This window comes from Ruminococcus champanellensis 18P13 = JCM 17042 (genome assembly GCF_000210095.1).
Lineage (GTDB): Bacteria > Bacillota > Clostridia > Oscillospirales > Ruminococcaceae > Ruminococcus_F > Ruminococcus_F champanellensis.
This window is the reverse complement of the sequence record NC_021039.1, coordinates 2360187-2372400: the sequence shown is the minus strand read 5'-3', so window position 1 is coordinate 2372400 and position 12214 is coordinate 2360187. Positions and strand designations below refer to the sequence as shown.

The following is a 12214-nucleotide window of genomic DNA, read 5'->3' as shown; positions in this document are numbered from 1 at the left end:
CTTCCACCCCTGCGCCGCAGGCACTCAATAGGGTAGCGTCAGTGCCGCCGTTTTCCAGCCATCCTCCTCTGCGATCAGAGAAAACACAGCCGTTCGGGTGGGCAGATCCTCCCCGGTTTCCGGATCCGTGTAATAGGACACTGCCGTAAAATCCACCCGGCTGCCCTCTGTCCGGACATCGGTCAGCTCCGTGCCCACATAGCCGGGATCCGCCGGTGCGTCCGGCACCACAGCATACAGCTTTCCGTCGGCTTCAAAGTAATAGTCCGCCGCCTTGTAGGGCACATCCTTTGTGAACAGGGCGTCAAATGCCGCCTGTACATCCGCCGGCGTGTGGACGCTGTCCGCCGTGACCAGCAACCCCGTGGCGTGATCGGTGGGGCGCTCTGCGGTCTGGGTCGGGTCGGTGGGATACACCGCACCTCGGAAGGCGGCAAGCATATTGCAGGCATCATCGTACAGGGACGCCCCCAGTGCCAGCAGTTCCTGGGGGGAGCATTGGGTTACAGCCTGTTCCGGAGACATGGTTGTGACTGGTGCGGCAGTGGTGGCAGGGGGCGGTGCAGTGGTCTGTGCCGGTGCGGTGGTGGTTGGTTGAGTCTCGTTGATGCTGCTGCCGTTTTCAATGTGCTGCATGCTGCTGCATCCGGTGAGCAGCAGCGCAGCTGCCAGGGGTAGAAGGATCCGTTTTCCCATGGGTTTGCCTCATTTCGCATGGTTTTTTACCAGTATAGCACACTTATATAAAAAATGCAAATGGGCTTGATTCCGGTGAAAAAATATGCTAGAATGATAGCGTGGATAATTGTAGGCAGCACATGGGGAGTGGGAACGCTCCGGCTTCGGGTTCCCGGCGTGCAGCCTGCGCAGAAAACAGGGGTGAACAAATGATTGATTGATCGACTACGGAATCACTTCAGAGGCATGACCGCAACCAAGATGATCGTGCTGGGCTACAGTACGCTGATCCTGTTGGGCGGGTGTCTGCTGATGCTGCCCCATGCTACCCGGGACGGACAGGGCGCCTCTCTCAAGGATGCCATGTTCACCTCCGCTTCCGTTACCTGTGTTACCGGCATGACCCTGCATGACACCTATCACTACTGGAGTCTGTTCGGTCAGCTGATCCAGCTGGTGCTGATCGAGTTGGGCGGTCTGGGATTTATGTCTGTGATGATCTTTCTGCTGTCCTTTACCAAGAGAAAGATCGGGGTCAAGCAGCGCTTTGTTATGCAGGAGGCGTACAGCGCACCGCAGGTAGGCGGCATTGTGCGGATGACGCAGTACATATTCTTCAGTTCCCTTGCCATTGAGCTGGTGGGTGCAGCCATGCTGTGCCTGTATTTCTGTCCCCGGCTGGGGGCACTCCGGGGCATTTTCTTTTCTGTGTTTCACAGCGTGTCCGCCTTTTGCAATGCCGGCATCGATCTGATGGGTTATTTTTCTCCCGGCTCCTCTCTGATGGATGTGGCGTCGGATCCCTTCCTCAACGGAGTGTTCATGGTTCTGATCATTGTAGGCGGACTGGGCTTCTTTGTCTGGTTTGACGTGATCGAGCATCGTCACCACTTTGCCAAGTACCGGCTGCACACCAAGCTGGTGCTGGTGACCTCCGGGGTGCTGATCCTGCTGGGTGCGGTGCAGATTTTCTTGCTGGAGCATGGGGGAGAGGCCATGGCAGGATGCAGCACCGGAGAGGAATGGCTTCGTTCCCTGTTTCAGTCCGTTACCTGCCGGACAGCGGGCTTTTTCACCATGGACCTGTCCGCCATGACCGAGGCTACCCAGTTTGTGTGCATCTGTCTGATGCTGGTGGGAGGCTCCTCCGGCTCTACGGCAGGAGGGCTGAAGACCACCACCCTGGCGCTGCTGTTTTTGAGCATCACGGTGGTGTTCCGGAAGCGAAAGACGGTGGAATGCTTTCACCGGCGTATTGAGGAGGAGGCCATTCACAACGCCTGCTGTGTGCTGATGCTGTATCTGCTGCTGCTGATCGTCTCCTCCGTGTCGATCTGCGCCATTGAAAGCATTGGCCTGTTGGATTCCCTGTTTGAGTGCGCCGCCGCATTGGGCACCGCAGGGCTGACCCTGGGGCTGACTGCCCGGCTCAGTGCGCTGTCCCAGGTGATCCTGATGTTCCTGATGTTTGTAGGCAGAGTCGGCGGTCTGTCTGTTTTGCTGGCGTTGGGCACAACGTCCGGCAATGTAGCCTCCCAGTATCCTTTGGAAAAGGTTACGGTTGGCTGATTTGTTTTGAAATGAGGTATCATGATGCGTAGAAGTGGTATTTTGCTCCCTGTTTTCAGTCTGCCTTCCCGGCATGGCATCGGGAAAATGGGCAGGGCGGCATATGAGTTTGTAGATTTTCTGAAGGGTGCGGAGGTATCCTGCTGGCAGGTGCTCCCCCTTTCGCCTACGGGCTATGGGGATTCCCCCTATCAGTCCTGCTGTACCTATGCGGGAAACCCGTATCTGATCGACTTTGATCTGCTGGCGGAGGAAGGCTTGCTGGTGCCGGCGGATTATGACGGTCTGAACTGGGGGGAGGACAGCAGCACCATTCCCTATGCGCTGCTGTATACCCAGTGCTATGAAGTGCTGCGGATCGCCTTTTCCAATGCAAAGCCGGATCCTGACTTTGACGCCTTTGTGGAGGCGCAGAAGGACTGGCTGGAGGATTACGCCCTGTACATGGCGCTGAAGTTTGCCCATGACGGCAAGCCCTTTACGGAGTGGGGGAGATCCCTGCGCCGCCGGAAGAAGGAAGCGATGGACTTGGCAAGGGAAACCTACAAGGAGGACATTGCCTTTCATAAATTCATCCAGTACCAGTTCTTCAAGCAGTGGTATCGGCTCAAGGCATACGCCAACGAGCAGGGAATCTCCATCATCGGGGATCTGCCCATTTACACTGCCGCAGACAGTGTGGAGGTCTGGGCACATCCGGAGCTGTTTGAGCTGAATGTGCTGAACCGTCCCGCCGAGGTGGCAGGCTGTCCGCCGGACTGCTTCTCTGCCACCGGGCAGCTTTGGGGCAATCCGGTTTATCGCTGGAAGCAGCACAGGGTCACGGGCTACGCCTGGTGGATCCACCGGCTGGGGTATGTGAGCAAGCTGTTTGACATGGTTCGCATCGACCACTTCCGGGGCTTTGAAAGCTATTATTCTATTCCGGCAAAGAAGGAAACCGCCGAGTACGGTGCCTGGATGCCGGGGCCGGGTCTGGAGCTGTTCCGGGCGGCACAGCAGAAGCTGGGAGAATTGAACATTCTTGCGGAGGATCTGGGCAATATCACGCCCCAGGTGCGGGAGCTTCTGGCGGAGACCGGCTATCCGGGCATGAAGGTGCTGCAATTTGCATTTGACAGCGATGCGGACAATGAATTCCTGCCCCACAATTATACCACCTCCCATTGCGTGGTGTACACAGGCACCCACGACAACGACACCCTGCTGCACTGGGCAGAAACCCTGAACCGGGAACCCCTGCGCTTTGCCCGTGCATACCTGGATGTGGAAAGCAGGCAGGATGTGCCGGCGGCAGTGGTGCGTGCGGCATGGTCCAGCATTGCGGAGCTGGCAATTGCCCAGATGCAGGATTTTCTCAAGGCAGGCGGCGAAGGCAGAATGAACCTGCCCTCCACCCTGGGGGGCAACTGGTGCTACCGCACCAAGGCGGAGCAATACACAGAAAAGCTGCAGCGGCGGATTCGCCGGCTGAACCGTACCTACGGTCGAAAGTAAGGAGCGAGATACAGATGGATCATAAGGAATTTGAACAGGCGTTGTGCAAAAAGCTGGGTACCACCCCGGACAAGGCGACTCCCCAGGCACTGCACAGTGCCATCGGGGACACGGTGATGGAGACCATTGCACCGGACTGGCGGGCAAGCCGTCAGGCGCATCTGTCCGGCAGACGGGCGTGCTATTTCTCCATGGAATTTCTGGTGGGGCGGGCTGTGCAGAACAATCTGCTGTGCCTGGATCTTTACGATACCGTGGAAGAAGCCCTGCGTCCCTACGGCGTATCCCTGTCTGCTATGGATGAGATCCCGGATGCTGCCCTGGGCAACGGGGGGCTGGGCAGACTGGCTGCATGCTTTCTGGACAGTGCGTCGACTCTGAACCTGCCCCTGGACGGCTACGGCATCCGTTACCGGTACGGGCTGTTTGAGCAGCATTTTGAGGACGGCTTCCAGAAGGAGACCGCCGATGACTGGACCCGGTGGGGAGATCCCTGGTCGGTGCGCTGTGAGGCGGATGCGGTGGAGATCCGCTACGCCGGACAGACCGTCCGGGCAGTGCCCTATGATATGCCCATCATCGGCTGCAAGACCCGGCACATCAGTACCCTGCGGCTGTGGCAGGCGGAGCCGGTGCATACCTTTGACTTCCAGCTGTTCAATCAGCAGCATTATCTGGAGGCTTCTGCGGAAAGTATTGCCGCAGAGGATATTTCCAGAGTCCTGTACCCCAACGACGACACCCGGGAGGGGAAGCTGCTGCGGCTCAAGCAGGAGTATTTCTTCAGCGCCGCATCCCTGGCGGATATCCTGCGGAAATACCGGGCATCCCACGACAAGTACGATGACCTGGCGCAGGCTGTCAGCATCCAGTTGAACGATACCCACCCGGTGATCTCCATTCCGGAGCTGATCCGGCTGCTGATGCAGGATGGGGTTGCCTTTGACAAGGCGTTGTCCATTGCGAAGCAGGTGTTCCACTACACCAATCACACCATTATGGCGGAGGCGCTGGAAAAGTGGGACTGCGGTCTGGTGGAGGAGCTGCTGCCGGAGGTGTATGGGGTAATTCTCCAGATCCACGAGGCACTGATGGCGGAGCTGTATGCAAAGCCGGACTGGACGGCGGAACAGATCACAGCCATGGGAATCGTCCGGGATGGCTGCGTGCATATGGCACACATGGCGATTTATGCCAGCGCTCACACCAACGGGGTGGCGAAGATCCACACGGAGATCCTGAAGCATACCGCACTGAAGGACTGGTACCGGCTGTATCCGGAGCGGTTCCAGAACAAGACCAATGGCATTACCCAGCGGCGCTGGTTTGCCCTGTGCAACCGGGAGCTGTCCGGTCTTGCCACGGAGCTTCTGGGCAGCGACCGGTGGATCACCCAACTGGATGCCTTGGAGGAGCTGGTGCCCTATGCCCGGGATTTACAGGTATTGCAGCGCTTTACTGCCATCAAGCAGGAAAAGAAGCGGCAGCTAGCGGCGTATGTACTGGCGCAGGAGGGCGTTCGGATCGACCCGGATACGGTGTTCGACATTCAGATCAAGCGGCTGCATGAATACAAGCGGCAACTGCTGAATGCCTTCTCCATTCTGTGGATCTACTTCGGCATCAAGGACGGCAGCATTCAGAATTTTGCCCCCACCACCTTCCTGTTCGGGGCAAAGTCTGCGCCGGGCTATCGCCGGGCAAAGGGCATCATCAAGTATATCAACGAAATCGCCAGGCTGGTGGATGGAGATCCCCAGGTGCGGGATCTGATCCGGGTGGTATTTGTCCACAACTACAATGTATCCTATGCGGAAAAGCTGGTGGCGGCTGCGGATATCTCCGAGCAGATTTCCACCGCTGGTACGGAGGCATCCGGCACCGGCAACATGAAGCTGATGCTGAACGGGGCGGTGACCCTGGGTACCCTGGACGGGGCGAATATCGAGATCGTGGAGGAAGCCGGGGGGGAGAACAACTACATCTTTGGCGCCAGGGTGGAGGAACTGGAAAAGATCATGCCGGACTACAGCAGCCGCCGGCTCTTTGCGGACAACGAGAAGATCCGCCGGGTGGTCAGCACCCTCATCGACGGTACCGTATCCGACGGGGGCACCGGAGATTTCCGGGAGCTGTACTACAGCCTGCTGGACGGGGCAAGCTGGCACCGTCCGGATCACTACTACCTGCTGGGAGATCTGGAGTCCTATGTGGAGGCAAAGCTCCGTGCCATTTCCGACTACAGGGATCGGGCGGAATTTGCTAAGAAGCAGTGGCTGAACATGTGCCATGCGGGCAAGTTCAGCTCCGACCGGACTATCCGGGACTACGCAGCAGATATCTGGAACATTACCCCTGTGCAATGAAGCATACAGGAACGTGACAGAACGGAAGATTGACAGCCGAGACAGCCTTGCATACCGGAGGGCTGCCCGGGGACGGAGGGGTGCCACATGAACAAGTACATCGATATTCACGCCCATGTACTGCCCGGAATGGGCTGTGGGCCGGAAACGGCGGCGGAGAGCCTTGCTATGCTGCGGACGCTCCATGACCATGGGGTCAAGACCGTGATCGCTACGCCCTTTTTCAATCCGGAAACGGAAACGGCGGATGCGTTTCTGGCACGGCGTGAGATTGCCTATGCCCGGCTGCGGCAGGCAATGGGGGAGGAGACTCTGCCCCATGTGGCACTGGGTGCGGAGGTGCTGCTGTGTCCGGCTGTGCTGGAATGCGGCAGGATCGACCGGTTCCGGGTGGAGCGTACCGGCTATGTGCTGGTTTGCCTGCCCCGGGGGCAGGTGATCGACCCGGCGCTGATGACCCTGTTCGATCACTTTCATGTGGCAAGCGGTCTGGTGCCCGTTCTGACGGATATCGACCGGTATTTCAACACCATTCAGGTGGAGGATATGTTCGCTCTGAACCGGGCAGGGGCGTTGCTGCAGGTGTCCTGCGCCGGGATCATGGCCCACGACACCCGGAAGTATGCACTGTACCTGCTGGGAAATCACATTGCCCAGTTTGTCAGCTCCGGCTATGTGTCTCCCCAGGACAGCCCCCGGCTGGTGGAGGCTATGCGGGTGCTGAAGCGCTCCCTGCCCCTGGTGAAATACAAGCGCATCAAGAATAACGCCGGCATGCTGCTGTCCAATGCGGCAGTCAGCGAATTGGTGAACTGAGGGTTGCAATGTCACACAGCAAGCATACCAAGCGGGGATATTCCCTCTATCTTGAAAAATGGAATCCTGCTGCAAAAAAGTATATCCACACCTGTGCCCTGTGCGGATGCAGGGGTTATAGTCCTGCACTGGAGCAGGAGGGCTTGCGGGATTCCGTAACAGCCAGGGAATGCTTTCGCACGCTGCCCCGGCTGGAGCTGGATGAACGGGGCTGCTGTGCGGATTGTGCCAGGATTCTGGAAAAAAGAAAATAGGGCGGCACCCCATAAGGCTTGTGGAATGTTGCCCAGGATATGGCGCTCCTGTTGTGCAGGGGCGCTTTTTTATTGGATTTCCCTTGCAACCAGGGGAATTCTGTGGTATAATAAACACAGTGTGTATGGACGCCGGATCCGGCGCTGTCACACCAACTGTGCAAAACCGCACACAAGAAAAAGGAGGTTCGTCATGAATCCTGACCCGTACTTATGGGTACAATTAAAACACTTGCGGGAGCATTGACGAACAGCCGTGCTGCCGCAGAAAGGCAGCATTATGATCAGCTATTTCAAGACTGTCGGCTCCGAGCTGACACGGCTATCCAAGCCGGAGCCGGGCTGTTGGGTTTCCGTGGTGGAGCCTACCCCGGACGAGGTAAACGTTCTGATCGAGCAATACGGGCTTGACCGGGACTTTGTCCGCTCCTCTCTGGATGAGGAGGAATCCTCCCGTGTGGAACGGGAAGAAAATCAGACCCTGATTATCGTGGATACCGCAGTGGCGGAAAAACAGGATGAGACCTTTTTGTTTTACACCCTGCCGGTGGGCATTATCACCACCGCCCAGTATGTATTCACCATCAGTCTCAAGCACTGTCCCGTGATCGATGCCATTGAAAATGGCGCCATCCGGAATTTACAGACCATGCACAAAACCCGGTTCGTGCTGCTGCTGCTGATGCGCATCACCGCCGGCTTTGTCCAGTACCTCAAACAGATCGACAAGATCTCCTACCATATCGAGAAGCAACTCAGTGTAGCGATGAAAAACAAAGAGCTGGTGCAGATTCTCGGACTGGAGAAATCCCTGGTCTACTTTTCCACTTCCTTGAAGGCGAACAATATCACCCTGGAAAAGATCCTGCGGGGCAGGGTCATGAAGCTGTACGAGGAGGATCAGGATCTGCTGGAGGATGTGCTGGTCGAGGTGAAACAGGCAACGGAAATGACCAAGATCTACACCGGCATTCTGTCGGTTATGGTGGACGCCTTTGCATCCGTCATTGCCAACAACCAGAATACTGTCATGTCCCGGCTGACTGTCATCACCATCATCATGGCGATTCCTACCATGGTGTTCAGCTTCTACGGCATGAACACCGCCCATCTACCCGTTCCGGATACCTGGTTTCCCACTCTGATTTCCGTGATGGTCACGGTAGCAGTAGCATCGTTTCTCTTCCGGAACAAGAATAAATAGGCATATGGCGACATCGAAAAAGCCCGGATGGGATTCTGTCCGGGCTTTTTGCATACACAGGAGGAAGCATTATGGTTCATATCGGAAATGACTGGGATGAGCTGCTGAAGGATACCTTTGCGTCGGAAAACTATCAGCAGCTACGGCAGTTTCTGATCCGGGAATACAGCACCCACCGGGTGTATCCGGATATGTACGATTTGTTCAATGCGCTGCGGTATACGTCCTACGCAGACACCAGGGCAGTGATCCTGGGACAGGATCCTTATCACCAGCCCGGGCAGGCTCACGGTCTGTGCTTTTCTGTGCGCCCCGGCGTTGCGCCGCCCCCCTCTTTGGTGAATATGTTCAAGGAACTGCGGGATGACCTGGGCATCGACAATCTGGGAAAGGGGGGCACTCTGATTCCCTGGGCAAAAAGCGGCGTGCTGCTGCTGAATACGGTGCTCACCGTCCGGGAAGGGGAGGCAAACAGCCACCGGGGCAAGGGCTGGGAGCAGGTGACGGATGACATCATCCGTCTGCTGAACGCCCGGGAACAGCCCATTGTGTTTTTGCTGTGGGGTGCCAATGCCCGGGCGAAGCAGGCGCTCATCACCGCTCCCCGGCATCTGGTGCTGACCTGCGCCCATCCCAGCCCCCTGTCCGCCTACAACGGCTTTTTCGGCTGTCGGCATTTTTCCAAAACCAACGAATTTCTCCGGGCGCAGGGCATGCCGGAGATCGACTGGCGGATCTGACGGGAGGATACCATGGAAGTCACACTCACCTGCATCGACCGGAGCCAGGCGCAGCGATATCTGGGCTATGGCAGCCGCACCCCGGACGATGCCACTGCCCGGCGGCTTGCGGACTGTGAGCAGGCACTGCTGGAGGTGATGCACCCCCAGTATATGTACCGGGTGTTTCCGCTGATCTGGGATGGAGAGCAGCCGGCGCTGACCGGGTGCAGCATGCCCTTGTCAGGCAGGGACATTGCCGCCCATCTGACAGGATGCAGCCACGCCGCTCTGCTGGCTGCCACCCTGTCCGCTTCGGTGGATCAGTGCCTGCGGCAGGCGCAGGCAACGGATATGACCGATGCGCTGTTGTATGACGCCCTGGCAAGCGCAGCTATTGAACAGGTCTGTGATGCTGCTGCCGGGGAGCTGCACCATGCACTGCCGGAGCTGTACCAGACCTGGCGGTTCAGTCCCGGCTACGGGGACTTTCCCCTGGAGGTGCAGCCCCTGCTGCTGGCAGCTCTGGATGCCCCTAAGCGGATCGGTCTGTGCGCCACGGACAGCCTGCTGCTGACCCCCACCAAGTCCGTGACCGCCCTGATCGGGCTTTCGGAAACCGAGCCCCCGAAACGGCTGCGGGGCTGTGCCACCTGTTCCATGCGGGATCGCTGCGCATACCGGGGAAGCTGCGCCTACGGGGCAGTGCCGGAACCTATGAAGGAGGATGCAACATGACCTTTGCAGAGCTTTTACAGAACAATTATATATTTCTTGACGGAGGCATGGGTACCATGCTCCAGGCAAACGGCATGCAGGCAGGAGAGCGGCCGGAGCTGCTGAATCTGAAGGATCCGGCGCTGGTGGAGCAGGTGCAGCGTGCCTATGTAGAGGCTGGCTCCAATATCATCTGCTCCAACACCTTCGGGGCAAACCGGGCAAAGCTGACAGGCAGCGGTGCCACGGTGCAGCAGGTGATCCCGGCTGCCATTCAGTGCGCAAGACGGGCTGCGGCGGGGAAAGCCCTGGTGGCGCTGGATCTGGGCCCCACCGGGCAGATGCTGGAGCCGACCGGCTCTCTGACCTTTGAGCAGGCGTATGATCTTTACGCCGAACAGGTGGATGCGGGGCAGGAGGCGGATCTGATCCTCATTGAGACCATGACGGATCTGTACGAGATCCGGGCGGCGGTGCTGGCGGCAAAGGAGCATGGCAACGGCAAGCCGGTGATCGCTCTGATGACCTTTGAGCATACGGGGCGCACCTTCACCGGATGCAGCGTGTCCGCCATGGCACTGACCCTGGAGGGGCTTGGAGTGGACGCAATGGGTATCAACTGCTCCATCGGCCCGGATGAGCTGTACCCGGTGGTGGAGGAGCTGTGCCGGTGGACGACCCTGCCCCTGCTCATCAAGCCCAATGCCGGACTGCCGGATCCGGTGACCAACCAGTACAATGTATCCCCGGCGGAGTTCGCCAGGAGCATGACCCGGATCGCAAAGCTGGGGGTCAAGCTGCTTGGGGGCTGCTGCGGCACCACCCCGGATTATATCCGGGCAGTCCGGGAAGCGGTGGCGGATCTGCCATTTACGCCCCGGCAGGTACAGGTGCCGGCGGCAGTATGCTCCTACAGCCGGACGGTGGTCATCGATCGTCCCAGAGTCATCGGGGAGCGGATCAATCCCACCGGCAAGAAGCTGTTCAAGGAAGCGCTGCTTCGGGGGGATATCGACTATATCCTGGGGCAGGCCATTACCCAGGTACACGGGGGCGCAGATATTCTGGACGTGAATGTGGGACTGCCCTCCATTGACGAACGGGATATGATGGTGCGGACGGTGAAGGCGCTCCAGGGAGTGGTGGATGTGCCCTTGCAGTTGGATTCCACCATGCCCCAGGTGCTGGAGGCGGCACTGCGGATCTACAATGGCAAGCCCATTGTGAACTCTGTCAACGGGGAGGAAAAATCCCTGTCCACGGTACTGCCCCTGGTGAAAAAATACGGTGCAGCAGTGGTGGGGCTGACCCTGGATGAACAGGGGATTCCCAAGACGGCAGAGGGCAGATTTCAGATTGCAAAGCGGATCCTGGATCGTGCCCTTGCGTTGGGCATCCGCCGGGAGGATGTGTATATCGACTGTCTGACTCTGACCGTATCGGCGGAGCAGGACGGTGCGGTGCAGACCCTGTCCGCCCTGCATCGGGTCAAGCAGGAGCTGGGGCTGAAAACCGTGCTGGGTGTGTCCAACATCAGCTTCGGCTTGCCCAACCGGGAGCTTGTGAATCACAGCTTCCTGCTGATGGCACTGCAAAACGGACTGGATCTGCCCATTATGAACCCCAATGTGGCATCCATGATGGACGCTGTCCGCAGCTATTGCCTGCTTGCCAACATTGACAAGAATGCCGTTGACTTTATTGCCGCCTACGGCAGCGCAGAGCCAAAGGCAAAGCCGGCGGCGGCACCGGCGGATATGACCCTGTCCTTCGCCATCGAAAACGGGCTGAAGCAGGAGGGTGCCCGGATCACCCGGCAGCTACTGGAGCAGATGGATTCCATGGAGATCGTGAACGGACAACTGATCCCGGCGCTGGACAAGGCGGGGGCTGCCTTTGAGCAGGGCAAGCTGTTCCTGCCCCAGTTGATCCAGGCAGCAGGGGTGGCACAGGCTGCTTTCGGGGAGATCCGCAGCTATCTGACTGCCCACAATGCAGTGCCGGTGAGCCGGGGCAAGGTGATTCTGGCAACGGTGAAGGGGGACATCCACGACATTGGCAAGAATATCGTCAAGGTGCTGATGGAGAATTACGGCTACCAGGTCATCGACCTGGGGCGGGACGTGCCGCCGGAAACCATTGTGGCGGCTGCCCTGGAGCATCAGGTCAAGCTGGTGGGTCTGTCCGCATTGATGACCACCACATTGGGCGCTATGGAGGAAACCATCCGACAGCTGCATGCCAACAACGTGCCCTGCAAGGTGGTTGTGGGAGGCGCTGTGCTGACCGCAGACTATGCAGCCCAGATCGGGGCGGATTACTACGCCAAGGATGCCAAGGAATCGGTGGATATTGCAAAACAGGTGGTGGGATAAGCCACTGTGCAAGGCCTTC

The 12214-nt window shown here is 58.4% G+C and carries 10 protein-coding genes; 9 read left to right on the top strand and 1 reads right to left on the bottom strand.

Translation table 11 applies throughout. The annotated features are described in order from the left end of the window. Nucleotides 1-24 precede the first annotated feature (24 nt). Nucleotides 25-696 (bottom strand): hypothetical protein, encoded by a 672-nt coding sequence (locus RUM_RS10860; RefSeq protein ID WP_015559147.1) that lies wholly within the window; start codon nucleotides 694-696, stop codon nucleotides 25-27. A gap of 195 nt (nucleotides 697-891) precedes the next feature. Between RUM_RS10860 and RUM_RS10855 the strand changes: the two genes are divergently transcribed. The 9 genes from RUM_RS10855 to RUM_RS10815 all read left to right on the top strand — a co-directional run bounded on the left by RUM_RS10855 (nucleotide 892) and on the right by RUM_RS10815 (nucleotide 12195). Beyond that, nucleotides 892-2247, top strand: coding sequence for a TrkH family potassium uptake protein (locus tag RUM_RS10855; RefSeq protein WP_242821769.1), 1356 nt, complete (start codon nucleotides 892-894; stop codon nucleotides 2245-2247). A 21-nt stretch (nucleotides 2248-2268) separates the two neighbouring features. Further along, nucleotides 2269-3744 (top strand): 4-alpha-glucanotransferase, encoded by a 1476-nt coding sequence (gene malQ, locus RUM_RS10850; protein WP_242821768.1) that lies wholly within the window; start codon nucleotides 2269-2271, stop codon nucleotides 3742-3744. Nucleotides 3745-3758: 14 nt separating this feature from the next. Beyond that, on the top strand, nucleotides 3759-6110 hold the full coding sequence (locus RUM_RS10845) for a glycogen/starch/alpha-glucan phosphorylase (RefSeq protein ID WP_015559145.1): 2352 nt from the start codon (nucleotides 3759-3761) through the stop codon (nucleotides 6108-6110). Between the two features lie 87 nt (nucleotides 6111-6197). Further along, a complete protein-coding gene (locus tag RUM_RS10840; protein ID WP_015559144.1) occupies nucleotides 6198-6926 on the top strand; it encodes a CpsB/CapC family capsule biosynthesis tyrosine phosphatase in 729 nt (242 codons plus the stop codon). Between the two features lie 8 nt (nucleotides 6927-6934). After that, nucleotides 6935-7180, top strand: a complete 246-nt coding sequence (locus RUM_RS10835; RefSeq protein WP_015559143.1) for a hypothetical protein — start codon at nucleotides 6935-6937, stop codon at nucleotides 7178-7180. A 280-nt stretch (nucleotides 7181-7460) separates the two neighbouring features. Continuing rightward, complete coding sequence (locus tag RUM_RS10830; RefSeq protein WP_015559142.1) at nucleotides 7461-8384, top strand: magnesium transporter CorA family protein; 924 nt, start codon at nucleotides 7461-7463, stop codon at nucleotides 8382-8384. Between the two features lie 71 nt (nucleotides 8385-8455). Continuing rightward, entirely contained in the window at nucleotides 8456-9124 is a 669-nt protein-coding gene (locus RUM_RS10825) for a uracil-DNA glycosylase (RefSeq protein ID WP_015559141.1), read from the top strand. 12 nt (nucleotides 9125-9136) lie between these two features. Continuing rightward, a complete protein-coding gene (locus tag RUM_RS10820; RefSeq protein WP_015559140.1) occupies nucleotides 9137-9841 on the top strand; it encodes a vitamin B12 dependent-methionine synthase activation domain-containing protein in 705 nt (234 codons plus the stop codon). Further along, nucleotides 9838-12195 (top strand): homocysteine S-methyltransferase family protein, encoded by a 2358-nt coding sequence (locus RUM_RS10815; protein ID WP_015559139.1) that lies wholly within the window; start codon nucleotides 9838-9840, stop codon nucleotides 12193-12195. The genes RUM_RS10820 and RUM_RS10815 overlap by 4 nt, the downstream gene beginning before the upstream one ends. Nucleotides 12196-12214 lie beyond the last annotated feature (19 nt).

Excerpts from the sequence above, each read along its gene's own strand:
- RUM_RS10860 (WP_015559147.1), bottom strand. The coding sequence starts at position 696 with ATGGGAAAACGGATCCTTCTACCCCTGGCAGCTGCGCTGCTGCTCACC.
- malQ (WP_242821768.1), top strand. The coding sequence starts at position 2,269 with ATGATGCGTAGAAGTGGTATTTTGCTCCCTGTTTTCAGTCTGCCTTCC.
- RUM_RS10845 (WP_015559145.1), top strand. The coding sequence starts at position 3,759 with ATGGATCATAAGGAATTTGAACAGGCGTTGTGCAAAAAGCTGGGTACC.
- RUM_RS10840 (WP_015559144.1), top strand. The coding sequence starts at position 6,198 with ATGAACAAGTACATCGATATTCACGCCCATGTACTGCCCGGAATGGGC.
- RUM_RS10835 (WP_015559143.1), top strand. The coding sequence starts at position 6,935 with ATGTCACACAGCAAGCATACCAAGCGGGGATATTCCCTCTATCTTGAA.
- RUM_RS10830 (WP_015559142.1), top strand. The coding sequence starts at position 7,461 with ATGATCAGCTATTTCAAGACTGTCGGCTCCGAGCTGACACGGCTATCC.
- RUM_RS10825 (WP_015559141.1), top strand. The coding sequence starts at position 8,456 with ATGGTTCATATCGGAAATGACTGGGATGAGCTGCTGAAGGATACCTTT.
- RUM_RS10820 (WP_015559140.1), top strand. The coding sequence starts at position 9,137 with ATGGAAGTCACACTCACCTGCATCGACCGGAGCCAGGCGCAGCGATAT.
- RUM_RS10815 (WP_015559139.1), top strand. The coding sequence starts at position 9,838 with ATGACCTTTGCAGAGCTTTTACAGAACAATTATATATTTCTTGACGGA.